We start from the raw sequence: 24936 nt of genomic DNA on the forward strand, positions 1-24936 counted from the left end.
CGGCAACCGACGGGCCTGGAGGCGGGGCCGGCGACGACGGATGTCATGGGCATGGCGACAGGCGTTCTCGCCGCGGTAACCGTTGTTCTCGCCCTCGGCTAGCATGCCGGCCCATGACAACACAAGAATTCGTGATCGCCACCCGGGAGAGCCGCCTCGCGCTCTGGCAGGCGGAACACGTGCAGGCGCTGCTGCGCGCGCGCGGGCTGGCGGTGCGTTTGCTGGGCATGACGACGCGTGGCGACCAGATCCTGGACAAGACGCTGTCCAAGGTCGGCGGCAAGGGGCTGTTCGTCAAGGAGCTGGAGACGGCGATCGAGGACGGACGCGCCCAGCTCGCGGTGCATTCGCTCAAGGACGTGCCGATGGAGCTGCCGGAGGGCTTCGTGCTCGCCGCGGTGCTGGAGCGCGAGGACCCGCGCGACGCGCTGGTGTCGACGCGTTTCGACAGCCTGGACGCCTTGCCGCGGGGCGCGCGCGTCGGCACCTCCAGCCTGCGCCGGGTGACGCAGCTCAAGAGCCGGCGGCCCGACCTGGTCATCGAGCCGCTGCGCGGCAACCTCGACACGCGGCTGCGCAAGTTGGACGAAGGCCAGCACGACGCGATCGTGCTGGCGGCGGCGGGGCTGAAGCGGCTGGGGCTGGACGGGCGCATCCGCCAGTACTTCGGCGTCGACGAGATGATCCCGTGCGCGGGGCAGGGCGCGCTGGGCATCGAGATCCGCGCCGACGCGGCGATGCTGCGTCCGCACCTGGACGCCCTCGCGCATCGCCCGACCTGGCTGGCGACGGCGGCCGAGCGGGCGGTGTCGCGTGCGCTGGGCGGCAGTTGCTCGATGCCGCTGGCCGCCCATGCGCGATGGGGCGCTGACGGGGAACTGACCCTGTCCACCGCCCTGGGGCACCCCATCCATCCGGAGCGGGCGCTGCTGACGGCGAGCGAGCGGGCCGCCGTGGCCGACACGGCCGCGGCCGAGGCGCTCGGCCGCCGGGCCGCCGCGGTGCTGAGCGCGCAGGGCGCCGATGAGTACCTGAAGGACGTCTGATGACGGACGTGGTCCGCCTGCTGCTGACCCGTCCCCAGGCGCAAGCCGACGACTGGACGCGGCGGATGGCGGCGCTGGGCGTGCCGACGGTCTCGTTGCCGTTGATCGATATCGAGTCGGCCGACGACCCCGAGCCGGCCCGACTGGCCTGGGCGGCGCTGCCCGCGATCGATCTGGCGATGTTCGTGAGTCCGAACGCGGTCCGGCATTTCTTCGAGCACCGTCCGGGTGGCGACACGCCGGGCGGTCCTCCCGACGCCGCTGCGTTGTCCACCCGCTCCGAATGGCCCGCGAAGACCTGGGCGGCCACCGTCGGTCCGGGCAGCGCGCAGGCGTTGATCGCCCACGGCGTGCCGGCCGAGCGCATCGTGCAGCCGCCGGAGGGCGCGGAGAGCCTCGATTCCGAGCACCTGTGGCCGGAGTTGCGGCGCGTCGCCGGCGCCGACTGGTCTGGACGCCGCGTGCTGCTGGTGCGCGGCGACGGCGGTCGCGAATGGCTGGCCGACCGGCTGCGCGAGGCCGGTGCCGTCGTGGACGCGGTCAGCGTCTATCGCCGGACCTGTCCGTCCGCGGACGCGGCCACGCGGACCCTGCTGCGGCAGGCGCTGGCCGCCCCCGAACGGCATGTGTGGCTGTTCAGCAGCTCCGAGGCGATCGGCCACCTGGAAACGCTCGAACGGGGGACACGCGCCGGTGATCCTCCCCCCGACTGGGCGCGGGTACGGGCGGTGGCCACCCATGAGCGGATCGCCGCGCGGGCGCAAGCCCTCGGGGTGGGGCATGTGGTTTTGGTGCGACCTGATGCCCCCGCTGTCGCGGGCGCGTTCCGGATGCTGTCGGGGCCCACCCTAGAATCGCCGACGTGAGCGAGACCAACACCCCAGCGGCCGACGTTTCGTCGTCCACCAAACCCGCCGCCCCCTCTGCCGCCCGTTCCGGCGCGACGTTGACGCAGGCCGTCGTCGTCGCCGTCGGTCTGGTGGCCCTGCTGGCCCTCGGGCTGGCCTGGCAGAGCCAGCAACGGCTCAAGCAGGTCGAGCAGGAACTCGTCCGGCGCCAGGACAGCAGCCAGAGCGAGGCCAACATTGCCCGCGACCAGGCGCGCCAGGCGCAGGACCTGAGCCGCGACACGGCCGCCAAGGTCGCGCTGCTGGACGCGCGGCTGTCCGAGGTCGCGGTGCAGCGCGAGCAGCTCGAATCGCTGATGCAGTCGATGAACCGGTCGCGCGACGAGAACGTCGTCGGCGACATCGAGGCCTCGCTGCGCGTCGCGATGCAGCAGGGCACGATCACCGGCAGCGCCGAGCCGCTGGTGGCGGCCCTCAAGCAGGCCGACGAGCGGCTGGCGCGCTACAAGCAGCCCCGCCTGGAGGGCGTGCGCCGCGCGGTGACGCGCGACCTGGAGCGCGTCAAGGCGGTCAGCGTCGTCGACGTGTCGACGCTGACGGTCAAGCTGGACGAGGTGGTGCGCCAAGTGGACGACCTGCCGCTGCTGGCGGTGGCCCAGCCGGGCCGCGAGGCGCCGGGCGCCGCCGGCCAGGCTTCCAACAAGACGGACGAGGCCCGTGCCGCGCACGCGCGCAAGGCCGGGCCGCCGCCCGCCGGCGCCGCGTCCGAGGCCGGGTCCGGCTGGTGGTCGCATCTGTGGGACCAGGCCGGGGACCGCTGGACTTCCCTTTCCGGCGAAGTCTGGCGCGAGGCCCGCGGGCTGCTGCGCGTGACCCGCATCGATCATCCCGAGGCCGCGCTGATCGCGCCCGAGCAGGCCTTCTTCCTGCGCGAGAACCTCAAGCTGCGCCTCCTGAACGCGCGGCTGGCGTTGCTGAGCCGCCAGTTCGACACCGCCCAGACCGACCTGCGGGAGGCTCAAGGCATGCTGGATCGTTACTTCGACGGGCGGTCGCGCAAGCTGTCGGTGACGGTGGAGCTGCTGCGTCAGGTGCAGGGCCAGTCCCGGCAGGTGAGCGTGCCGCGCCCCGACGACACGCTGGCCGCGCTCAGCGCGGTCGCGCGTTGAGGAGATCGCCATGCGCATGGTGATCTGGCTGGTGCTGCTGTTCGTCGCGGCGGTGGTCGCGGCGCTGACGCTGGGCAACAACGACGGTCTGGCCAGTTTCTACTGGCGCGGCTGGCGGATGGATGTTTCGCTCAACCTGTTCCTGCTGCTGCTGGTGGCGGGGTGCTTCGCGCTGATGACGCTGATGCAGACGCTGGACGCGCTGCTGACGTTGCCCAAGCGGGCGCGGCTGTGGCGCATGGCCCAGCGCGAGCGCAGCGCGCAGGTCGCGCTGCGCGAGGCCTGGGCGGACTATTTCGGCGCGCGCTACAGCCGCGCCCAGAAGGCCGCCCAGCGGGCGCTGAACATCCAGTCGCAGACGCCGGACCTGGCGCAGGACGGCTCGTTCATGGCGCTGGCGCATCTGGTCGCCGCGCAGAGCGCGCACCGGCTGCAGGACCGCCGCAATCGGGACGACCACCTGCGGCAGGCGCTGCAGGTCGCGTCGCAGTCCGCCGGCGCGCGTGCGCAGGAAGAGGGCGCACGCCTGCTGGCCGCGGAATGGGCGTTGGACGAGCGTGACGCGCAGCGGGCCTTGGGGCTGCTTGGCGAACTGACGCCAGGCGTCGCGCGCCGCACGCAGGCCTTGCGGCTGAAGCTGCAGGCCAGCCGCCTGGCGCATCAGCCGCTGGAGGCGCTGCGCACCGCGCGCTTGCTGGCCAAGCATCAGGGGTTCTCGAAATCGGCGGCGCAGGGCTTGCTGCGGTCGTTGGCGTGCGAAGCGCTGGAAACGGCCCGCGACGTCGACCAACTGCGCATCACCTGGCAGCAGCTGGATGCCTCCGACCGACGCGACGTGTTCGTCGCGTCACGGGCGGCGCATTGCGCGGCGTCGCTCGGCGCGCCGGAAGACGGGCGCGGCTGGCTGCGCCCGTTCTGGGAGTCCATCGTCGAGCAGGGCGCCGATGAGCGCCAGGCGCTGGCCGAAGCGTTGGTGCCGTGCATGCCCGGCCTGGGCCCCGAATGGCTGCAGCGGCTGGAGACGGCGGTGCAACGCTTCCCGCGCGACGGCACGATGGCCTACGCGCTGGGGCATGCGCTGGCCGAGCGCCAGTTGTGGGGCAAGGCGCGGCTCATGCTGGAGCAGGCGGCGGAGGACCGCGAACTGGCGGTCGCGTCGCGTCGTCGCAGTTGGCTGCGTCTGGCCGAGATGGCGGAGCAGGACGGCGACACGGAGCGCCGAGCCCGCTACTTCGAGGCCGCCGCAACGCTGGGTTGAGAGATTTTTCGGGGAGATTCTTGCAGACCCCTAAAAACTCATGCTATAGTCGCAGTCTTTCAGCGGCTGTAGCTCAGTTGGATAGAGTACTTGGCTACGAACCAAGGGGTCGTGGGTTCGAATCCTGCCAGCCGCACCAGAAAAACTCTTGAAGTTCGAATATCTCCGGATGTTTGAAATTCAGGAAATCAACAAGAAGAAGTAACAATAAAAAGCAGGCATCGCTCCCACGACGGCGATCCTGATCAGTAAAAGTCGTGCGGCTGTAGCTCAGTTGGATAGAGTACTTGGCTACGAACCAAGGGGTCGTGGGTTCGAATCCTGCCAGCCGCACCAAAATCGAAAGGCCAGCGTTTCAAGACGCTGGCCTTTTTCTTTGCCTGAGAGAAATCGAGCGCCAAGGCGATCCCTGGTGGTGTTCGATAAATACTCGAATGCGTGGCGATGTGGGGGCAGTCCACATACTCGTGGGCGAGGCCGACAGATACTAGTCGGCCTTGTCCGGAATACTCTCTGGCGTGACGCCAATCGCACCACTGTGAGTCATTGACGATCGCCCGGGCGAGGCTGGCGTTCGCGACAGTTTCGGCGCTGGTTGTGGCCACGTCCCACCATCCTGCATGAAGAAGTTGCGGCGCGCCTGTTGATGCGGGTGATGCGGCGCCTCGGCGGCGGTCAACACCGGCGCGACACATGCGTCGCTGCCGTCGAACACCGTGACCCAATGCGCCAACGGCTGGCTGTGGATCCTCGCCTCGACCGCAGCCCGCAGCGTGGGCCATTGCGCCGGATCGTCCTGAGCCGGCACGGGCGAGAACCCCAGCCTCGCCATCAGTTCCTCGTAGAACGGCGCCTCGATCGCGCCGAGCGACAACCAGCGACCGTCCGCGCACTCGAAGCAGTCGTAGAAATGCGAGCGGTGCAGGAAGAAGTTGCGCACGGGGTCGTCCTCCCAGTGGCCGCCGACGCGCAGCGCCTGCACCAGCGTTCCCATGTAGCTGACACCGTCCACCACCGCGGCGTCGATCACCTGGCCGCGACCGGATCGCTGCGACTCCCACAGGGCGGCCATCAGCCCGAACAGCATCGTGAGCGCGCCGCCACCGATGTCGCCGAGCAGGGTGGCGGGCAGGGCGGGGCCGGCGCCCGCGCGGGCTGCGGCGGGCATCAGGCCGGTGAGGGCAACGTAGTTGATGTCGTGACCGGCGGTGCGGGCGAGGGGGCCGGTCTGGCCCCAACCGGTGAGCCGGGCATAGACCAGTCGCGGATGCGCCGCGCAGAGCGTGTCTGGGCCCAGCCCCAGTCGCTCCATCACGCCGGGGCGGAAGCCCTCGATCAGCGCATCGGCGCTGGCGAGAAGTTCACGGACCCGCGCCAGTCCCGCCGGCGATTTGAGATCCGCCTCGACGATGCGCTTGCCCCGGTTGAGCGCCGATCCCCCGCCGAGCCTTGTCTCCCCGCCGGGGCGCTCGATCACGGTCACCTCGGCGCCGAAGTCGGACAGCACCATGCTCGCGAAGGGCGCCGGGCCGATGCCGGCGAACTCGACGATCCGCAGTCCGGCCAGCGGTCCGCTGCCGTGGGTCTCCCTGCTTGCATCCATGCCCGCGTCCCTCGAGAAGGCGCGCCCACGGCGCGATCGGGTCACGATAGCGCGAGCCGCGTCGGCTGCATCACAGGGTGATCCTCCCCATGCGGTCGGCTAGTGCCGCTTGATGAACCGCTGGAGGCGAACGCCGCACTTGCCCCGGTGTGCGAACTCGCAGCTGGGCTCCTCGCCCCTTCATCGCTGCGCTCGCACCCCGAACAGCGACTTCTTCAGAGGATCCCCTATGAACTTCAATTCCCCGTACGCCAGCCCGTGGGCGTCGTTCAACCCCTTCGGCGATAGCTTTGCTGCCGTGGGGTCTTCCTTCCAGGCCTCGCCATATGGTGGCTACGGCGGCTTCGGTGGCCTTTGCAGCTGGTTGGGCGGATGGATGATGGGCCAGGCCTGCCAGAGTCTGTTGGACTGCTGGGGAGGCAATCGCGGGCATGGGCACCGCCATGGCTGCGGACACTCGGCGGAGCGGCCCACGCCCACGCCCACGCCCACACCCACACCCACACCCACACCCACACCCACACCCACACCCACACCCACACCTGCGCCTGCGCCTGCGCCTGCGCCTGCGCCTGCGCCTGCGCCCGCGCCCGCGCCCGCGCCCGCGCCCACTCCGGTCGTGCCACCCGCCCCGGCGAGTACCGCGCCGAAGGAGGGCAGCTGGAGCAACGCCGCGAATGGCTTCATGGTGGGCCAGACGGGCGAACTCCAGGTCCGGGGCACGGACTTCGACAGTTGTGGTGCCAGCAACTACCCGGTTCAATATCGGGCCACGGACGGCACATGGACGACCCTCGGCACCGGCGCCGACCTTCAACGAAAGGGCTCCGTCATGGTCAAGGCGAGGCCGGGCGACAAGGTCGAGTTTCGGGTGCTGAACCCCGACAAAATGGACTACTTGTCCATGACGTCCGGCAAGACCCCGCTCCACTCCTGGCCGTCCAGCGACGGCACGATGATCGGCGCGCTTGGCTTCAAGCTGTTCCTGTCGGATCCCAACGCCAAGGGCTGAGCAAGCACTTCAAGAGGGCCGGCACCGAGAGGCGCCGGCCCTTGTCGTTTTGGTCACAATGCCTGGATGAGCAAGGCCTTCACGAAAGAATCCGACGCCGCCGGCGATGATGACGACGACAGCCCTTCGTTGCCCGCATTGCCCAAAGGCTCGCGCAACTACATGACGCCTGCCGGCTACGCGCGGCTGCGCACCGAGTTCATGCAGTTGCTGGACGTGGAGCGCCCCAAGATCGTGGAGATCGTCTCCTGGGCCGCGAAGAACGGCGACCGGTCGGAGAACGGCGACTACCTCTACGGCAAGAAGCGCCTGCGGGAGATCGACCGCCGCCTCCGTTTCCTGACCAAGCGGCTGGACATCGCCGAGGTGGTAGACCCCAGCGCCCATCACGGCAGCGATCAGATCTTCTTCGGCGCGACGGTGACCTACGCCAATGCCAAGGGGGAGGAGCGCACCATCACCATCAAGGGCATCGACGAGTCAGACAGCCTGTCGGGCGAGGTGAGTTGGGTGTCACCGATCGCGCGGACGTTGCTCAAGGCTCGGGAGGGCGACGAGCTGCAACTGATCACGCCGGTTGGCGTGGAGGTGATCGAGGTGATCGAGGTCCGCTACCCGGAGCCCGGGCCGGCCTGATCCGGGTCGGGGCAGGGACCGGTCAAGCCCTGGTCAGGGCTTGACGCGCCACACGCGCATCACGGTGCTGGAGCGTTTCAGCGTCCGCAGCGTGTCCGCCAGATGCAGGCGATCCCGCACCGCCAGCAGCAGCGTCATCTCGGCGGTCTCGCGTTGCTGCGAGTCGTCGCTCATGGCGATGTGGGTGATGTCGGCCTCGGCGCTGCTGACGGCCGTGGCGATCTGCGCCAGCACGCCCTTGCCGTTGCGCAGCAGCACGCCGACCTCGGCCTCGAAGCTGCGCGTCAGTTCCTCGCCCCAGCCGACCGCGATCCAGTGCTCGCTGTCGCGCTGGAACAGCCGGCGGCCCACCGAGCATTCCGCCGTGTGCACCACCAGCCCCTCGCCGCGGCCCAGGTAGCCCTTGATGTCGTCGCCGGGGATGGGCCGGCAGCAGGTGGCCAGCCGGACCGACGCGCCTTCGCTGCCGTCCAGCAAGACCTGACCCTGGGCCGGCGTCTCGTCGGTCGAGTAACGCCCCATCGTCAGCAGCACCGCGTCGGGGCGCTGCCCCTGCTCGGACAGGGTCCGCGCGAGCTTCTTGGCCACGATGCTGGCGATCTTGCGGCCCAGGCCGATCTCGACCAGCAACTCGTCCACGGTGCGATTGCCCGCCCAGCGCGCCAGGTCCTGCCACAGCGCCGCGGCCGTCGCGTCCTCGGGACGCAGGCTGGGCAGCGCCAGCCCCTCGGCCCGCAGCGCCTGCGCCAGCATCTTGTGGCCGAGCTCCTGGGACTCTTCCTGCTCCAGGTTCTTCAGGAAGTGCCGGATCTTGGAACGGGCCCGGCCGGTGCGCACGAAGCTCAGCCAGGCCGGGTTGGGCCGGGCGCCCGCGGCGGTGACCACCTCGATGACGTCGCCGCTGCGCAGCTCGGTCCGCAGCGGGACCGGCTCGCCGTTGACCTTCGCCGCCACGCAGTGATCGCCGACGTCGGAGTGGATCGCGTAGGCGAAGTCCACCGGGGTCGCGCCCTTGGGCAGCGCCATGATCTTGGACTTCGGCGTGAAGACGTAGACCGCGTCCGGGAACAGGTCGATCTTGACGTGCTCCAGGAACTCGGTGGCGTCGCGGGTCTCGTCCTGGATGTCCAGCAGCGACTGCAGCCAGCGCGATCCCAGTTGCTGCGCGCCCTTGGCGTCGACCTTGCTCTTGTAGAGCCAGTGCGCGGCGACGCCTTTCTCCGCGACCATGTGCATCGCCTCGGTCCGCATCTGGAATTCCACCGGCGTGCCCAGCGGGCTCACCAGCGTCGTGTGCAGGGACTGATAGCCGTTCGGCTTCGGGATGGCGATGTAGTCCTTGAATCGGCCCGGCTGCGGCTTGTACAGCTGGTGCAGCACGCCCAGCGACCAGTAGCACTGCGGCAGGTCCTGCACGATGACGCGGAAGCCGAAGATGTCGCTGACCTGGGCGAAGCTCAGGTGTTTCTCGCGCATCTTCTTGTAGATGGAGAACAGCGTTTTCTCGCGGCCCTGGATCTCGGCGCGCAGGTTGGATTCGGCGAACGCCTTCAGCACGTCCCGCTCGATCCGGGCGACCAGGTCGCGCCGGTGGCCGCGGGCCTTGGACACCGCCTTGGCCAGCGCGCCGTGGCGCCACGGATGGATGTACTGGAAGGACAGTTCCTGCAGCTCGCGGTAGATCTCGTTCAGGCCGAGCCGGTGCGCGATCGGCGCGTAGATGTCCAGGGTTTCCCGGGCGATGCGGCGGCGCTTGTCGAAGGCCATGTGCTGCATCGTGCGCATGTTGTGCAGACGGTCGGCCAGCTTGATCAGGATGACGCGCACGTCGCGCGCCATCGCCAGCAGCATCTTGCGGAAGCTCTCGGCCTGGGACTCCTCGCGGGTGGAGAACTGCAGCTTGTCCAGCTTGGTCAGGCCGTCGACCAGCTCGGCGGTCGGCGCCTCGAACCGCTCGATCAGCTCGGTCTTGGTGACGCCGCAATCCTCCATCGCGTCGTGCATCAGCGCCGCCATGATGGCCTGCGCGTCCAGGCGCCAGTCGGCGCACAGGCCCGCGACGGCCAACGGATGGGTGATGTAGGGCTCCCCGCTGGCCCGGAACTGACCCAGATGCGCTTCGTCCGCGAACTTGTAAGCCTCCCGGATGCGCTTGACGTCGGCCTTGGGCATGTAATGCAGGCGGGAGACCAGCGCGTCGAACGAAGAGGCTTCATTGGCCGTGTCCGGCACGGCCTTGGGGCCGGCCAGGCCGGTCAGGCCAGGAATGTGTGCGGTGGCGAAGGAGCGGAGACCCATCGCTCGAATTTAACCGATGGCGCCAGGGCTTTCCGGGGCGGGGCCTCTGCGGTGCCGAGGACGTTCACCGGCCGCCCTGGAGGAATGATCCAAGGGTTTTTACCTAGATGAATGCGGCAAAGACTTCTCAAGTCGGCCTAAAGTCCGGAGACCCTCGGCCGAAAAAGCAGACATGCCCTGAAAGGGTTCTGGTCCGGATGCCCGTCCGGACCCGGCTTCCGCTGGCCGGAATCTGCGGATACCTCGTGGGAGGCTCGCCATGATTACTGCCCTTGACAACACATCGACCCTGACAGGTCCCGGTGCGACCACCGGGCAGTCGGCGCGCATCCGCACGTTCGAGCTCGACGGCACCGCCTCCGGCACCAGCGCCCAGGCGGAAGCCTCCGCCGTGGTCAGCCTCTCCGCGCAGGCGACCCGGCTGGCGGCATCGGAGTCGGCCGCGCCGTCGACGGCCGCCGCTGCCAGTGCCCCCGCGACGTCCGGCGTGACGTCCGGCGCCGCGACCGCTGCTTCAACCAGCGCCCCGACCGCTTCGACACCCGCGCCGACCGCGAAGGCCTCCACGGCCTCGACCGCTTCGTCACCCGCCGCGACATCCACGACCGCACCCGCGACCGCATCGTCCGCCAGCAGCGGCAAGCCTGTCACCCTGGTGCCCAACTTGGTCTACGACCCGGCGGACACGGACCAGAACGGGGTGGTCTCGCCCACGGAGCGCCGTTCCTACGACGTGGTCCACGACGCCGTGCCCCGGCCCGCCAGCGCCACGGACCACCCGCCGCGGCGCGTCGTCGACGCGGAACTGCGCGAGTACACGGCGATCGCCAACACCCGCGGCTGATCGGCCATAGCGTTTCTTTTAACGAACTTCTCCCCCTTCCGAGGGCCCTCCTCAGTCGGGTATGCAGCGCGCGCCCAAGCGCGCACAGTCGGCTCCCTCACGGCCTCGCAGGCCGTTCCGACGCCATCGCGGCGCCGCCACAGGAGCCAGCCATGCATTTCGCCGAAGTCGACACCGGGGACTACCGCATCTACGCGGGCGCCATCGAGCGCCCGCGGCAGTTCGGCTACGTGGCCGCCGTCGTGGTGGTGCGGATGAATGCCGAGATGGCGGTGCACAAGCGCGAGGCCTTCCGAGACGAGAACCTGGCCGGCGGCTACGGCTGGGCCACGCCCGCCGAGGCGCTGCGCTTCGCCATCAGCGCCGGCAAGGAAGCGGTGATGTGCCGCATCGGCATGTATTCGTGACCCAAGCGGCTCATTCCGTGCTTCGTCGCCTCGGGGGGCGCTCCCGCTTGGATTGCCGCGACGCGTTCGTTATCGTGCGGGCATGTCGACTCCCGCTTCCGCCGCCGGTCCCGGCTCGGGTCCCCCTCCCCAGGCCTGGCACGGCTTCGTTTCGTACCTGACGCCGCAGCGCGTGCTGCTGGCGCTCGCGCTGGCGACCGTCGCCGCGCTGGTGCTCGATCCCATCTTCATCACGCCGTTCCCGGTGCTGCTGGGACGGACCATGTTCGTTGGCATGCTGGCGCTGCTGGCGTTTTCGGCCGCCGGCCATTGGCCCCGGCGGCTGCCGAGCTGGTGGGCGCGCTGGTTGTTCCAGGTGGTCGTCGTGGCCGCGGCGGTGCCGCTGGCGACGCTGGCGGTCTACCTGGTCGCCGTCGGCGGGGACTTCGCCAGCCTCGTCGAATCCGAGGCCCGCATGATGGGCTTCATGTGGATCGCCGGGTCCGGCCTGGTCGTCGGACCGCTGCTGGCGATGGGCGCGCTGTATCGGCAGCGTGACGCGGAGGCCCGCAACCAGGCCCTCAGCTTCGAGCTGGAGCGCAGCGAGCTCGAACGGCAGGCGCTGGACGCCCGCCTGCGCCTGCTGCAGGCCCAGGTGGAGCCGCATTTCCTGTTCAACACGCTGGCCAACGTGCGCGCGCTGGTGGAGACCGGATCGCCCCAGGCCGCGCCGGTGCTGCGCAGCCTGATCGCCTACCTGCGCGCCGCGATGCCGCGGCTGCAGGGGGAGAGCACCAGCCTCATCGACGAGGTCGCGCTGGTGCGCGCCTACCTGGAACTGATGCATCTGCGGATGCCGGACCGGCTGAGCCACGCCGTCGATCTGCCGCCGGAGCTCAGCGGGCTGCGCTTTCCGCCGATGGCGCTGCTGACACTGGTCGAGAACGCGGTGCGCCATGGCATCGACCCGAGCGAGGAGGGCGGCCGCATCGAGGTCGGCGGATCGCTGCGTGACGGCCAGGTGCGCCTGTGGGTCAGCGACACCGGCGTCGGCATGACGCAGAGCATGGGCAGCGGCACCGGCCTGCGCAACCTGCGCGAGCGCCTGACGCTGTTCTACGGCATCGGCGCGGAGCTGGAGCTGACCGAAAATCTGCCGCACGGCCTGCGGGCCGAAGTGCGTTTCACGCCGCATTGACCATGTCTTCCCCATGACTTCATTTCCCGACGCCGCCAACGCCGCCGCTTCCACCGCCTCCACGGCCCCCACGGCCCTTATCGCCGACGACGAACCGCTGCTGCGCGATAGCCTGCAGCGCGGCCTCGCGCAAGCCTGGCCGGGCTTGCAGGTCGTGGCGCAGGCGCGCAACGGCCGTGAGGCGGTCGAGCTGTTCGAGATCCATCGCCCCGACGTCGTGTTCCTCGACGTGCACATGCCGGGCCTGAACGGCATGGAGGCCGCACGGCGGATCGCGCGGCAGGCTCACGTGGTCTTCGTGACCGCCTATGAGGAATACGCGCTGCAGGCCTTCGAGCGCGGCGCGATCGACTACCTGGTCAAGCCGGTCGAGGACGCCCGGCTGGCCGACACCGTCGAGCGCCTGAAGGATCGTCTGGTCCAGCAGCCCCCGGCGCAGGGGCGCCCTGGCCATCAGGCGGCGCTGGAGGCCGTGATCGACGAGCTCTCGCGCCGCATGGCCCGGCCGCCCGGAGCGTCCCCGGCCGCGCCGGGCGTGGCCGCGGGCGGCGGCCTGGGCGCCGACACCGGTCCGCTGCAGTGGATCCGCGCGTCGGTGGGGTCGACGCTGAAGCTCATCCCGGTCGACGAGATCCTGTTCCTGCGCTCCGACGAGAAGTACACCCTGGTCGTGACGGGGGAGGGGGAGGCGCTGATCCGCACGCCGATCCGGGAGCTGATCGAGCGACTCGATCCCCAGCGTTTCGTGCAGGTGCACCGCTCGGTGGTGGTGAACCTGCATGCGATCAGCCACGTGACCCGCGGCCCCAACGAGACCGCCGATCTGCACCTCAAGGCCCGCCCCGAGGTGCTGCCGGTCAGCCGCAGCTACCTGCACCTGTTCCGGCAGATGTGAACGCGGCGCGTGCGGCGAGGCGGGATGTCCCGTCTCGCCGCGCAGCGGCCGCCCGCGCGCTCAGCGCGTCCGGGCCTGCGCCCGTGTCTGCGGCTCGGCCGGCACCAGCGGTTGCGGCGCCGCGGGCAGCGGCACGCTCTGAGCCTTGCCTTCGACGACGACGGGGTCGAGCTGCCACATCAGCGTGCCGACCTTGACCATCTGCACCACCGCCGTCACGGCGACGATGATGACCGCGGCCAACAGCACCGTGTGCAGCGCGCTGTCGGAGAAGCCGTGCAGTTCGGGGTGGTCGCGCGAGGGTGACCGATGGGGCCCGGCGCGCGCGTGATTTCGCAGGCCGTGCAACGCGTGAGAGAGTCGGGTGTCCATGGAGAGCTCCTCTGGTCCTGATGTCTGTCTCTGCGGGCGTGCCGGGTCGCCGGGCGTCGATGAGGCTGATGACGCCGTGTGTCGATCACCGCTGACGACGCGGCACGCCTGAGACAAGTCTAGGCCGCGCCTCCCGGCGCTTCCAGAATGCTCAAGCGTAAAAAAACGCGGCTGGGCCGCGTTTTTCCGTTGTTCGTCGCAAACCTCGCCGTCGCCCGGTCCATCGGCTCGCGGCGAGGCGCCGATCAGCCGCTCACCCTCAACGGGTCAGCGGCTCGGTCCGCGTGTTCAGCCAGGCAAGCGCGTCGCCGTCGACCAGCGGCGCCAGGCGACGGCGCACCTCGGCGTGATAGTCGTTGAGCCACGCCAGCTCTTCGTCCGACAGCAGGTTCAGCGCGATGCTGCGCGTGTCGATCGGGCACAGCGTCAGCGTCTCGAAGGCCAGCATGTCGCCGAACTGGCCGTGCTCCGGCGTGTCGCGCTGGACGTTCAGCACCAGATTCTCGATCCGGACCCCCCATTGGCCGGGACGGTACAGGCCGGGCTCGATCGAGGTGATCATGCCGGGCTCCATCGCCATGTTGGCGTCCGGCACGGCCTTCGAGATGCTTTGCGGACCTTCGTGCACGTTCATGAAGTAGCCGACGCCGTGGCCGGTGCCGTGGCCGTAGTCCAGGCCGTGCGCCCAGAGCGGCGCGCGCGCGATCGCGTCGAGCATCGGGCTCAGCGTGCCGCGCGGGAACACCGCGCGGGACAGCCCGATCGTGCCCTTGAGCACCAGCGTGTAATCGCGCTTGTGGGCCTCGGTGATGGCGCCGATGGGCCAGACGCGCGTGATGTCGGTCGTGCCGCCCAGGTACTGCGCGCCGGAGTCGATCAGCAGCAGCCCGTCGCCCTGGATCTGGGAGAAGGCCTCCGGCATTGCGCGGTAATGCGGCATCGCGCCGTTGGCGTTGAAGCCGGCGATGGTCGAGAACGACAGGCCGACGAAGCCCGGGCGCCGGGCGCGCTCGGCGCTCAGGCGCTCGTCGACGGTCAGCTCGCTGAGCGATTCGCCCCGGGCCAGCGCGGCCTCGAACCAGGCGTAGAACGCGCACATCGCGGCGCCGTCCTGGGCCATCGCCTCGCGGATGAATTGCGCCTCGGCGGCGTTCTTGCGGCTCTTGAAGAGGGTGCTGGGGTTGATGGCCTCGATGACGGTCGCGGCGGTGGGCAGGGCCTCGCGCAGGCCCAGCGTCACGCGGCGCGGGTCGATCAGCACGCGGGCGTCGGCCGGCAGCGCGCCCAGCGCGGGGCGGGCCTGGTCATAGGCGGCGAGGCGGACACCGTCGGCGGCCAGTCGCTGCGTCAGCGCCGCGTCGATCTTGCCCGGCTGCACGAACAGCGTCGCGCCGGTCTTGTCCAGCAGCGTGTGGGCGACGAACACCGGGTTGTAGGTGACGTCCGAGCCGCGCAGGTTGAACAGCCAGGCGATGTCGTCGACGCTGGAGATCAGGTGATGCGTCGCGCCATGCCTGGCCATCGCGTCGCGCACCTGCGCCAGCTTGTCGGCGCGGGAGACGGTCGCCTGCGGCGCGGCGTGCTCGTAGATGGGGGCGTCGGGCAGGCCAGGACGGTCGCTCCAGACGCGGTCCAGCAGGTCCAGGCCGGTATCGATGTGGATGCCCTTGGCGGTCAGCGCGGCGCGCAGCTGCTGCGCCAGCCCCAGGCCGAGCACCTGGCCGTCGACGGCCAGCGTCTGGCCCGGCTGCAACTGGTCGGCGATCCAGCCGATGTGGTGCGTGGCCGCGCCGGTGGGAATCTTGAACAGCGAGATCCCGCTGCCCGCCAGTTCACGCTCGGCCTGTGTCCAGTAGCGGCTGTCGGCGAAGAGCTGCGCATCGTCCAGCGTCACCACCAGCGTCGCCATCGACCCGGTGAAACCCGACAGCACTTCACGACCCTGCCAGCGGCGCGGCAAATACTCCGACAGATGCGGGTCGGCCGAGGGCACCAGGATGGCATGGGCACCGGCGTCGCGCAGGGCGTCGCGCAGGTGGGATAGGCGCAGCTTGATCTGGGAAAGGCGTGTGTCCATGGATGAGCCTCGGCGGGTTGGCGGGCGTTGCTGGGAGCGGCCGGGTGGGCGGCTCCGTCGAAGCGAAGGATTGTAGGAGGGTGCCTTGGGCTTGGGGCGGCCCATCGATCGACCGAGCGCTCGCGGCCCGACCGGGGGCCCTTTCCCTCCGTGTCCCTCCTCTTCAACTGCCTGTCGGCAGTCGAATTCACCTTCCTTGACCTACGGGAAAGGGCCCCCGGTCGTTCCGCTCAGGCCAGGTCAAAAGGACCCTCGGTAGAGCCGCTCCAGCAAGATCGCCCGGCGGCGCGTTTCAGAGTTCCGTGCGCAACGCCCACAGCTCCGGGAAGAGGACGACGTCCAGCATCTTGCGCAGGTAGCTGACGCCGCCCGTGCCGCCGGTGCCGCGCTTGAATCCGATCACGCGCTCGACCGTCGTGACATGGCGGAAGCGCCACAGCCGGAAGGCATCCTCCAGGTCCACCAGCTCCTCGCCCATCTGGTACAGGTCCCAATGCGCCTTGGGGTCGCGGTAGACCTGCAGCCACGCGGCCTTGACGCCGTCGTCGGCGGCGTAGGGCTGGGTCCAGTCACGGTCCAGGTGCGTCGTGGGCACGGCGATGCCGCGACGTCGCATCAGGCGCAGCACTTCGTCGTACAGCGACGGCGCCTCGTAGGCCGCCCGCACGTCGGCCAGGAGATCGGGCCGGTGCGAATGTGGCTTCAACATCGCGGCGTTCTTGTTGCCGAGCATGAACTCGATGCGCCGGTACTGCGCGCTCTGGAAGCCGCTGCTGTTGGACAGGTAGGGCCGGATCGCCGAGTACTCCGGCGGTGTCATCGTCGCCAGCACGTCCCAGGCATGCACCAGCTGCTCCATGATCCGCGAGACGCGCGCCAGCATCTTGAAGGCCTCCGGCAACTGGTCCGCCGCGACCTGCGTGACCGCGCCCCGCAGCTCGTGCAGCATCAGCTTCATCCACAGCTCCGAGGTCTGGTGCTGGACGATGAACAGCATCTCGTTGTGGTCCGGCGAGAGCGGGTGCTGCGCGCTCAGCACCTGGTCCAGGTGCAGGTAGTCGCCGTAGCTCATGTCCTTGGAGAAATCGAGCTGCGCGCCTTCCTCCCGAACGATGGCCTCGCTGCCTCCGCCGTTGCCGTCGCCGGCCGCCACGGAGGTCTTCCCGTCGTCCGCGCCGGGCGTGGCGCCGTGTCCCATCGGGCAGCTCATGTCACGGCCGCCTTCTGGTTGAAGCGCGCCTCGCGCCATTCCTCGTTGACCAGTACCTGGTGCAGGTGCTCGACCGCGTCCCACGCGTCGGCGAAGCCGATGTACAGCGGCGTGAAGCCGAAGCGCAGGATGTGCGGCACCTGGTCCAGCCGGGTCGCGTCGCCGGCGCGGAAATCGCCGATCACGCCGCGCTCGATCAGCGCCTGCACGACGGCGTAGCTGGCGTCCTCCAGCGGTGCCGCCAGCGCCAGGCAGACCTGGCTGCCGCGCTGCGCCGGATCGCGCGGCGAAACCACGCGCACGCCCAACCCGCCGCAGCGCTCTTCCGCCAGGCGGGCGAAGAGCGCGGTCAGCGCCAGCGACTTCTCGCGCAGCGCGGCCATGCCGCCCAGGGGTTCGGCGGCCAGCAGCGTGTCCACGCCGCACTCCAGCGCCGCCGTCGACAGGATCGCGGGGGTGCCGCAGATGTAGCGCTTGATGCCCGCCGCGGGTCGGTAGTTGGCGGTGAACTGGAACGGCGCCGCATGGCCCAGCCAGCCGGACAGCGGCTGCCAGAAACGGTCCGCGTGGCGCGGATGCGCCCAGACGAAGGCCGGCGCGCCCGGGCCGCCGTTGAGGTACTTGTAGCCGCAGCCGATCGCGAAGTCGGCGTCCGCGCCGTTCAGGTCCACCGGGATCGCGCCGGCCGAATGCGCCAGGTCCCACACCGTCAGCGCGCCCGCCGCATGGGCCGCGGCGGTGACGGCCTTCATGTCGTGCTTGCGGCCGGTGCGGTAGTTGACCTCGGTCAGCATCAGCACGGCCAGCCGGTCGTTCAACAGCGCGGGGATCTCGGCGACGTCGTCGACCAGCGTCAACGTCATGCCGTGCTGCTCGGCCAGGCTCTCGGCGATGTAGAGGTCGGTCGGGAAGTTGCTGCGCTCGGACACGATGACGCGGCGCCGGCCGCCGGCATCGTCGGTCGCGACGATGCGCAGCGCCGCGCTCAGCACCTTGTAAAGGTTGAGCGAGGTCGAGTCCGCGACGATCGTCTCGCCCGGCGCGGCGCCGATCAGGCGGCCGATCTTGTCGCCGATGCGGGACGGCAGGTCCATCCAGCCGGCGGTGTTCCAGCTCTTGATCAGGTCGGTGCCCCATTCCTGGGCGATCACCTGTTGCACGCGCGCGGCGGTCGCCTTGGGCATCGCGCCGAGCGAGTTGCCGTCCAGGTACAGCGTGCCGGCGGGCAGCGAGAACTGGTCCTTCAATCGCGCCAGCGGATCGGCGGCATCGAGGGCCAGGCAGTCTTGTCGTGTGGTCATGGGGGTTCCGGACAAAAGCGGGAAGGGACGGTATGAAGACGAAGGCGACGAAGGAGCGGAACAGCGCGCGGGGATCAGAGCGCGCGCAGCACCGCCCGCACCGGCGACGCGCAGGCGCCGGCGAGCTTGAGCGGCAGCGCGATCAGCTCGTAGTCGCCCTCGGGCACGTCGTCGAGCACGAGGTTCTCCAGCACGCGCAGGTCCAGCCGCAGCAACTGCTGATGGCTGTCCAGCGTCTTGCTGGTCGCGGGATCGACCGACGGCGTGTCCAGGCCGATCAGCCGCACGCCCCGCGCGGCCAGCCACTCGACGGTTTCCGGCGCATAGGCGCTGAAGTCGGGATTCCAGACGGTGTCGGCGCGCTCGTTGCAGCGCACCAGCACGCGCGGCGGCAGGTTCTCGGCGGCATGCCGCAGATGCTCGACGCGGATCAGCGGACCGCAGCCGATCGCGTGGATCACGCGGCAGGGGCCGAGGTAGGGATCGAGGCTCACCTCCGCGGCGCTCGCCACGCCGTCCGCGTAATGCAGCGGCGCGTCGGCATGCGCGCCGACATGCGGCGACATCGTGATCGCGCTCAGGTTCACCGGGCAGCCCGGCGACAGGCGCGCCGTCCACTTCAACGCGTAGGGCTCGTCGCCGGGAAAGAGGGGCGCGTCGGGCGCCACCACCGGCGAGATGTCCCACAAGGCCTTGTTCATCGATTGCATCTGCTACTCCTGCCGGCGGGGTCGGTCCGGCGGCGCGCACCTTATCGCGGCGCTTTGCGTCGTGGTGTCGGTTAATTCCAACAAGACACGGCCGATCGCGCAAGCCGGCCGCCGGGATTCCATGTAGTTGACACCTAAACTATCCCCGCCTAAAGTGTCTCGGTCAAGCAGTTCCTGTCCGGCTCGCGCCGGGTACTCCCATGCGCATCACCTGCATCGGCGGCGGTCCCGCCGGCCTGTACTTCGCGCTGCTGATGAAGCGGCAGAACCCGGCGCACGAGGTCACCGTGCTGGAGCGCAATCGCGCCGGCGATACCTTCGGCTGGGGTGTGGTCTTTTCCGACCAGACGCTGGCCGCGCTGCGCGAGGCGGATCCCGAGACCGCGGACCAGATCCTGCAGTCGTTCAACCATTGGGACGACATCGCCGTGCACATCGACGGCCGCACCCTGGTGTCCGGCGGCCATGGCTTCTGCGGCATCGGCCGGCGCAAGCTGCTGGACATCCTGCGCGAGCGCTGCGCCGCGCTCGGCGTGCAGATCCGCTACGAGACCGACGTCGCCGACGACGCGCACATCGACGCCGACCTGATCATCGCCGCCGACGGCCTCAACAGCCGCTTGCGCCAGAAGTACGCCGCGACCTACCAGCCCGACATCGACCTGCGCCAGTGCCGCTTCGTGTGGCTGGGCACGACCAAGCTCTTCGACGCCTTCACCTTCGACTTCCAGAAGACCGAATGGGGCTGGTTCCAGGCGCATGCCTACCGCTTCGACGACACGCATTCGACCTTCATCGTCGAGGCGCCCGAGCAGGTCTGGCGCGATGCCGGCCTCGAGGCCATGAGCAAGGAGGACGGCATCGCCTTCTGCGAACGGCTGTTCTCCAAGGTGCTGGACGGGCATCCGCTGATCTCCAACTCGGCGCACCTGCGCGGGTCGGCGCAGTGGATCCGATTCCCGCGCGTGGTCTGCAAGCGCTGGGTGCACTACCGTGAGCCCCTGGACCACCGCGTCGCGGTGTCTGTCCCCCGGGGGGAGCTGGAAGGCTCGGGGCGGCCCGTCGCCTCCCACAACGGCCGCGCGCCCGTCGTGCTGATGGGCGACGCCGCCCACACCGCACACTTCTCGATCGGCTCCGGTACCAAGCTCGCGCTGGAGGATGCGATCGCGCTGGCCCGCGACATCGAGCGCCACGGCGGCGGTGTCGACAGCCTGCCCGCGGCCCTCGACGAGTACGAAGCGACGCGGTCAATCGAGGTGCTGCGCATCCAGAACGCGGCGCGCAACTCGACCGAATGGTTCGAGAACGTCGAGCGGCACGCGCGGCTCGCGCCGGAGCAGTTCGCGTACTCGCTGCTGACGCGCTCGCAGCGCATCTCGCACGAGAACCTGCGGCTGCGCGATGCGCGCTACGTCGGGGATTTCGAGGCCTGGCTGGCGCGACGCTCGGGCCTGGACCAATCCGCGCCGCCGATGTTCACGCCGTTCACGCTGCGCGGCGTGACCTTGAAGAACCGCGTGGTCGTGTCGCCGATGGCGCAGTACTCGTGCGAGGACGGCCAGCCCGCGGACTACCACCTGACCCACCTCGGCGCGCGAGCGGCCGGTGGCGCGGGGCTGGTCTTCGCCGAGATGACCTGCGTCTCGCCGGACGCGCGCATCACGCCGGGATGTCCCGGCCTGTGGAACGACGAGCAGGCCGCGGGCTGGCGGCGCATCGTCGATCACGTGCATCGCCACACCAGCGCGAAGATCGCGATGCAGCTGGGTCATGCCGGCGCGAAGGGCTCCACGCGTGTGGCGTGGGACGGCATCGACCAGCCGCTGGAGGACGGCAACTGGCCGCTGATCTCGGCGTCGCCGCAGCAGTACCTGGACGGCGTGAGCCAATGGTCGCGCGAGATGGCCCGCGCGGACATGGCGCGCGTCACGGCCGACTTCGTCGCCGCCACGCGCCGCGCGGCCGAGGCGGGCTTCGACTGGCTGGAGCTGCATTGCGCGCACGGGTATCTGCTGTCCAGCTTCCTGTCGCCGCTGACGAATCGCCGCGCCGACGCGTATGGCGGATCGCTGGAGAACCGGCTGCGATATCCGCTGGAGGTCTTCGCCGCGATGCGTGCCGTCTGGCCGGCGCAGCGGCCGATGTCGGTGCGGATCTCCGCGCACGACTGGGTGCCCGGCGGCACGACGCCGGAGGACGCCGTCGCGATGGCGGAGGCCTTCAAGGCGGCCGGCGCCGACCTGATCGATGTGTCGTCCGGCCAGGTCAGCAAGCAGGAGCGGCCCACCTACGGCCGCATGTGGCAGACGCCGTTCAGCGAAAGCGTGCGCAACCGCGCCGGCATCGCGACGATCGCCGTGGGCGCGATCTCGGAGGCGGACCACGTCAACAGCATCATCGCGTCCGGCCGCGCCGACCTCTGCGCGATCGCCCGGCCGCACCTGGCCAATCCGGCCTGGACGCTGACCGAGGCGGCCCGGATCGGTTACCTCGCCGGTCCGGGCCTGGACTGGCCGAAGCAGTACCTGTCCGGCAAGAGCCAGATGGAGCGCGAGTTCGAGCGTCAGCGCGCGATGGGCGGGCAGGGCACCGCCGCTCAGGACCAGGCCAACCGCGCGCTGGGAGTCTGAGATGAGCGCCAGCTATCCCCTCGAAGGCCTGCACGCGGTGGTGACCGGCGGCGGCTCCGGCATCGGCGCCGCGATCGCGCAGGCGCTGATCGCCGATGGCGCGCGCGTCACGCTGATGGGCCGCACGCTCGAGCGCCTGGAGGCGCAGCGCGACCGCCTGACCGTGGACGGCGGGCCGGCCGTGGCGCTGCGCGTCTGCGATGTCGGCGACGAGGCCAGCGTGGTGGCCGCCTTCGCCGCGGCGGTCGCCGCGTCCGGCCCGATCGACCTGCTGGTCAACAACGCTGGCCAGGTCGAGACCGCGCCGCTGGCCAGGACCTCGCTGCAGACCTGGCGCCGCCTGCTCGACGTCAACCTGACCGGCACCTTCCTGTGCAGCCGCGAGGTGCTGCCGGGCATGACGGAGCGCCGCTTCGGCCGCATCGTCAACGTCGCCAGCACCGCCGCGCTGAAGGGCTACGCCTACGTCGCCGCGTACTGCGCGGCCAAGCACGGCGTGCTGGGCCTGACCCGCGCGCTGGCGCTGGAGACGGCGCGCAAGGGCGTGACGGTCAACGCGGTCTGCCCGGGCTACACCGAGACCGACATCGTCGCCAGCGCCATCGACACCATCGTCGCCAAGACCGGCCGCAGCGCCGAGGCGGCGCTCGCCGAGCTGGCGTCGGTGAATCCGCAGGGCCGACTCGTCGATCCGGCCGAGGTGGCCGCGGCGGTCGCGTGGCTCGCGCGGCGTGACAGCGGTGCCATCACCGGCCAGGCGATCGCGGTGGCCGGCGGGGAGGTGATGTGATGCTCGACGCCGACCAGGACCTCGGTCCCGACCTCGAATCGCGCGTGCACGACGGCGACCATCAGGCCCTGCGCCTGTGGCTGCGCCTGCTGGCCTGCACCACCCGCATCGAGGACCAGATCCGTCAGCGGTTGCGCCAGGACTTCGCCACCACGCTGCCGCGCTTCGACCTGCTCGCGCAACTGGAGCGCCACCCCGATGGCCTGAGCATGCGCGAGCTGTCGCAGCGGTTGATGGTCACCGGCGGCAACATCACCGGCATCACCGACCAGCTCGAGACCGAGGGCCTGGTGGTCCGCGAGCCGCATCCGTCGGACCGGCGCAGCGTCACGGTGCGGCTCACGCCGGCGGGCCGGCGGCAATTCAAGCGCATGGCCGCCACGCACGAGGGCTGGATCGTCGAGCTGCTGGCCGGCTGGACGCCCGATCAGAAGACGCAGGTGTACGACCTGCTCGCCGGCCTGAAGGGCCACCTCGCGCAACTCGACGCCGCGCGCAAGTAGGGCGTCGACCCGGCCAACCGATCAACCCGACCGATCAGATCAACCAGATCAACCAGATCAACCAGATCAACCAGATCAACCAGATCAACCAGATCAACCAGATCAACCGGATCCACGCGATCAACGAGAGATTCCCCATGGACAGTCACCTCATCACCGGCAACCGCCGCAGCCTCGCGGGCTTCGCGCCGACGCACTTCAGCTGGCGCCAGGAGGGCGCCGTCGGCGTGGTCACGCTGAACCGTCCCGAGCGCAAGAACCCGCTGACCTTCGAGTCTTACGCCGAGCTGCGCGACCTGTTCCGCACGCTGAGCCAGGTCGACGAGGTCGGCGCGATCGTCGTGCAGGGCGCCGGCGGCAATTTCTGCTCCGGCGGCGACGTGCACGAGATCATCGGCCCGCTGACGCGCATGCCGATGCCGGACCTGCTGGCGTTCACGCGCATGACCGGCGACCTGGTCAAAGCGATGCGCGCCTGCCCGCAGCCCGTCGTGGCGGCGATCGACGGCGTCTGCGCCGGCGCCGGCGCGATCATGGCGATGGCCTCGGACCTGCGCGTGGGCACCGCGCGTAGCAAGACCGCGTTTCTGTTCTCCCGCGTCGGCCTGGCCGGTTGCGACATGGGCGCCTGCGCGCTGCTGCCGCGCATCGTCGGCCAGGGCCGCGCGTCGGATCTGCTCTACACCGGCCGCAGCCTGGGCGGCGAGGAAGCGCTCCAGTGGGGGTTCCTGAACCGCCTGGCCGAGCCCGACGCGTTGAGCGACCAGGCCGTGGCGTGGGCCGCGGAGATCGCCGCCGGCCCGAATTTCGCGCACGCGATGACCAAGCGGATGCTGCATCAGGAGTGGGCCATGGGCGTCGACGAGGCCATCGAGGCCGAGGCGCAGGCGCAGGCGATCTGCATGATGACGCAGGATTTCCACCGCGCGTATCACGCGTTCGTCGCGAAGCAGCGTCCCGAATTCAAGGGCGATTGAGGACGACCATGGATCACCTGAAACATCTGGACTGGCCGTTCTTCGACGACCGGCACCGCGCGCTGGCGCGCGACCTGGACGCCTGGTGCGCACGGCATCTGGCGCACGGCGCCGTCGACCACGAGGACGTGGACGCGTCCTGCAAGGCGCTGGTGAAGGCGCTGGGCGCGGGCGGGTGGTTGAACCACGCGGTCGCGGGTCCGGGCGAGGCCATCGACACCCGCGCGATCTGCCTGCTGCGCGAGACATTGGCACGGTACGACGGCCTGGCCGACTTCGCCTTCGCGATGCAGGGGCTGGGGTCGGGCGCGATCTCGCTGATGGGTACGCCGGCGCAGCGCCAGACCTACCTGCCGCGCGTGGCGCGCGGCGAGGCGCTGGCCGCCTTCGCGCTGTCGGAGCCCGAGGCCGGGTCCGATGTCGCGGCGATGCGCTGCGCCGCCCGTGAAGACGGCGACGACTATGTGCTCGACGGCGAGAAGACCTGGATCTCCAACGGCGGCATCGCCGACTTCTACGTCGTCTTCGCCCGCACCGGCGAGGCCCCCGGCGCGCGCGGCATCAGCGCGTTCATCGTCGATGCCGACCTGCCGGGTTTCGAGATCGCCGAGCGCATCGACGTGATCGCGCCGCATCCGCTGGCACGGCTGCGTTTCAGCGGCTGCCGCGTACCCAGGTCGGCGATGGTCGGCGCGCCCGGCGAAGGATTCAAGGTGGCGATGCGCACGCTGGACGTGTTCCGCACCTCGGTCGCCGCGGCGGCGCTGGGCTTCGCGCGGCGCGCGCTGCACGAGGGGCTGGCGCAGGCCAGGGAGCGCGCCATGTTCGGCGCCACGCTGGCGGATCTGCCGCTCACGCAGGCCAAGCTGGCGGACATGGCCTGCACGGTGGACAGCAGCGCGCTGCTGGTCTATCGCGCCGCCTGGGAGCGCGATCAGGGCCGCACGATCACGCGCGAGGCGGCGATGGCCAAGCTGATGGCCACCGAGGGCGCGCAGCGCGTCATCGACGCGGCGGTGCAACTGCACGGCGGGCGCGGCGTGCGGCGCGGCGAGATCGTCGAATCGCTCTACCGCGAGATCCGCGCGCTGCGCATCTACGAAGGCGCCAGCGAGGTCCAGCAACTGATCATCGGCCGCGACCTCCTGAAGCACGGTTGAACGACACCCG

At 70.1% G+C, this 24936-nt stretch carries 22 protein-coding genes and 2 tRNA genes; 17 read left to right on the top strand and 7 right to left on the bottom strand.

Features of this window, described 5'->3' with window-relative positions; genetic code table 11:
- The first annotated feature begins 113 nt into the window (after window positions 1-113).
- The 6 genes from hemC to CDN99_RS14435 all read left to right on the top strand — a co-directional run bounded on the left by hemC (window position 114) and on the right by CDN99_RS14435 (window position 4657).
- The gene (gene hemC, locus CDN99_RS14410; RefSeq protein WP_088385572.1) at window positions 114-1046 is read left to right on the top strand and encodes a hydroxymethylbilane synthase; all 933 of its coding nucleotides are present in this window, start codon (window positions 114-116) and stop codon (window positions 1044-1046) included.
- Window positions 1046-1912 carry a uroporphyrinogen-III synthase gene (locus CDN99_RS14415; RefSeq protein WP_088385573.1) on the top strand — a complete coding sequence of 289 codons (867 nt, stop codon included), beginning with the start codon at window positions 1046-1048 and terminating at the stop codon, window positions 1910-1912. Before hemC ends, CDN99_RS14415 begins: the two co-directional genes overlap by 1 nt.
- Window positions 1909-3063, top strand: coding sequence for a uroporphyrinogen-III C-methyltransferase (locus CDN99_RS14420; RefSeq protein WP_238139529.1), 1155 nt, complete (start codon window positions 1909-1911; stop codon window positions 3061-3063). The genes CDN99_RS14415 and CDN99_RS14420 overlap by 4 nt, the downstream gene beginning before the upstream one ends.
- Before the next feature lie 10 nt (window positions 3064-3073).
- On the top strand, window positions 3074-4321 hold the full coding sequence (locus tag CDN99_RS14425; protein WP_088385574.1) for a heme biosynthesis HemY N-terminal domain-containing protein: 1248 nt from the start codon (window positions 3074-3076) through the stop codon (window positions 4319-4321).
- Window positions 4322-4383: 62 nt separating this feature from the next.
- Window positions 4384-4460 (top strand) — tRNA-Arg (locus CDN99_RS14430).
- Between the two features lie 120 nt (window positions 4461-4580).
- Window positions 4581-4657, top strand: a tRNA-Arg gene (locus CDN99_RS14435).
- 151 nt (window positions 4658-4808) lie between these two features.
- Here the strand turns inward: CDN99_RS14435 and CDN99_RS14440 are convergent.
- Entirely contained in the window at window positions 4809-5924 is a 1116-nt protein-coding gene (locus tag CDN99_RS14440; RefSeq protein WP_088385575.1) for a CaiB/BaiF CoA transferase family protein, read from the bottom strand.
- Between the two features lie 685 nt (window positions 5925-6609).
- On the opposite strand from CDN99_RS14440, the gene CDN99_RS28870 reads away from it, so the two are divergent.
- Window positions 6610-6936 (top strand): hypothetical protein, encoded by a 327-nt coding sequence (locus CDN99_RS28870; protein WP_162296489.1) that lies wholly within the window; start codon window positions 6610-6612, stop codon window positions 6934-6936.
- Between the two features lie 66 nt (window positions 6937-7002).
- On the top strand, window positions 7003-7572 hold the full coding sequence (gene greB / locus CDN99_RS14450; protein WP_088385577.1) for a transcription elongation factor GreB: 570 nt from the start codon (window positions 7003-7005) through the stop codon (window positions 7570-7572).
- A gap of 33 nt (window positions 7573-7605) precedes the next feature.
- On the opposite strand, the gene CDN99_RS14455 is transcribed toward greB, so the two are convergent.
- The gene (locus CDN99_RS14455; protein ID WP_088385578.1) at window positions 7606-9870 is read right to left on the bottom strand and encodes a RelA/SpoT family protein; all 2265 of its coding nucleotides are present in this window, start codon (window positions 9868-9870) and stop codon (window positions 7606-7608) included.
- 259 nt (window positions 9871-10129) lie between these two features.
- On the opposite strand from CDN99_RS14455, the gene CDN99_RS14460 reads away from it, so the two are divergent.
- From CDN99_RS14460 to CDN99_RS14475, 4 genes are all read left to right on the top strand, one after another.
- Window positions 10130-10714: a hypothetical protein gene (locus tag CDN99_RS14460; RefSeq protein WP_088385579.1), complete on the top strand. Its 585-nt coding sequence runs from the start codon at window positions 10130-10132 to the stop codon at window positions 10712-10714.
- 152 nt (window positions 10715-10866) lie between these two features.
- Complete coding sequence (locus tag CDN99_RS14465; protein ID WP_088385580.1) at window positions 10867-11121, top strand: hypothetical protein; 255 nt, start codon at window positions 10867-10869, stop codon at window positions 11119-11121.
- Between the two features lie 82 nt (window positions 11122-11203).
- Complete coding sequence (locus tag CDN99_RS14470) at window positions 11204-12298, top strand: sensor histidine kinase (RefSeq protein ID WP_088385581.1); 1095 nt, start codon at window positions 11204-11206, stop codon at window positions 12296-12298.
- A 13-nt stretch (window positions 12299-12311) separates the two neighbouring features.
- On the top strand, window positions 12312-13193 hold the full coding sequence (locus tag CDN99_RS14475) for a LytR/AlgR family response regulator transcription factor (RefSeq protein ID WP_088385582.1): 882 nt from the start codon (window positions 12312-12314) through the stop codon (window positions 13191-13193).
- Between the two features lie 60 nt (window positions 13194-13253).
- Here CDN99_RS14475 and CDN99_RS14480 read toward each other — a convergent pair whose 3' ends face one another.
- The 5 genes from CDN99_RS14480 to kynB all read right to left on the bottom strand — a co-directional run bounded on the left by CDN99_RS14480 (window position 13254) and on the right by kynB (window position 18854).
- Window positions 13254-13565 carry a hypothetical protein gene (locus CDN99_RS14480; RefSeq protein ID WP_141100786.1) on the bottom strand — a complete coding sequence of 104 codons (312 nt, stop codon included), beginning with the start codon at window positions 13563-13565 and terminating at the stop codon, window positions 13254-13256.
- Window positions 13566-13824: 259 nt separating this feature from the next.
- Window positions 13825-15642, bottom strand: coding sequence for an aminopeptidase P family protein (locus CDN99_RS14485; protein WP_088385584.1), 1818 nt, complete (start codon window positions 15640-15642; stop codon window positions 13825-13827).
- Window positions 15643-15934: 292 nt separating this feature from the next.
- The gene (kynA, locus tag CDN99_RS14490; RefSeq protein WP_193531718.1) at window positions 15935-16852 is read right to left on the bottom strand and encodes a tryptophan 2,3-dioxygenase; all 918 of its coding nucleotides are present in this window, start codon (window positions 16850-16852) and stop codon (window positions 15935-15937) included.
- Window positions 16849-18153: a kynureninase gene (kynU, locus tag CDN99_RS14495; protein ID WP_088385585.1), complete on the bottom strand. Its 1305-nt coding sequence runs from the start codon at window positions 18151-18153 to the stop codon at window positions 16849-16851. Before kynU ends, kynA begins: the two co-directional genes overlap by 4 nt.
- Window positions 18154-18227: 74 nt before the next feature.
- On the bottom strand, window positions 18228-18854 hold the full coding sequence (kynB, locus tag CDN99_RS14500; protein ID WP_088385842.1) for an arylformamidase: 627 nt from the start codon (window positions 18852-18854) through the stop codon (window positions 18228-18230).
- 209 nt (window positions 18855-19063) lie between these two features.
- On the opposite strand from kynB, the gene CDN99_RS14505 reads away from it, so the two are divergent.
- From CDN99_RS14505 to CDN99_RS14530, 5 genes are all read left to right on the top strand, one after another.
- On the top strand, window positions 19064-21496 hold the full coding sequence (locus CDN99_RS14505; protein ID WP_088385586.1) for a bifunctional salicylyl-CoA 5-hydroxylase/oxidoreductase: 2433 nt from the start codon (window positions 19064-19066) through the stop codon (window positions 21494-21496).
- A gap of 1 nt (window position 21497) precedes the next feature.
- Window positions 21498-22286: an SDR family NAD(P)-dependent oxidoreductase gene (locus CDN99_RS14510; protein WP_088385587.1), complete on the top strand. Its 789-nt coding sequence runs from the start codon at window positions 21498-21500 to the stop codon at window positions 22284-22286.
- Complete coding sequence (locus CDN99_RS14515) at window positions 22286-22789, top strand: MarR family winged helix-turn-helix transcriptional regulator (protein ID WP_088385588.1); 504 nt, start codon at window positions 22286-22288, stop codon at window positions 22787-22789. Before CDN99_RS14510 ends, CDN99_RS14515 begins: the two co-directional genes overlap by 1 nt.
- A gap of 137 nt (window positions 22790-22926) precedes the next feature.
- On the top strand, window positions 22927-23766 hold the full coding sequence (locus tag CDN99_RS14525) for an enoyl-CoA hydratase family protein (RefSeq protein ID WP_088385590.1): 840 nt from the start codon (window positions 22927-22929) through the stop codon (window positions 23764-23766).
- Between the two features lie 8 nt (window positions 23767-23774).
- Window positions 23775-24926 carry an acyl-CoA dehydrogenase family protein gene (locus tag CDN99_RS14530; RefSeq protein ID WP_088385591.1) on the top strand — a complete coding sequence of 384 codons (1152 nt, stop codon included), beginning with the start codon at window positions 23775-23777 and terminating at the stop codon, window positions 24924-24926.
- The last annotated feature ends 10 nt before the right edge of the window (window positions 24927-24936 follow it).

The sequence above is a fragment of the Roseateles aquatilis genome (genome assembly GCF_002205645.1).
GTDB classification, from domain to species: domain Bacteria; phylum Pseudomonadota; class Gammaproteobacteria; order Burkholderiales; family Burkholderiaceae_C; genus Roseateles; species Roseateles aquatilis.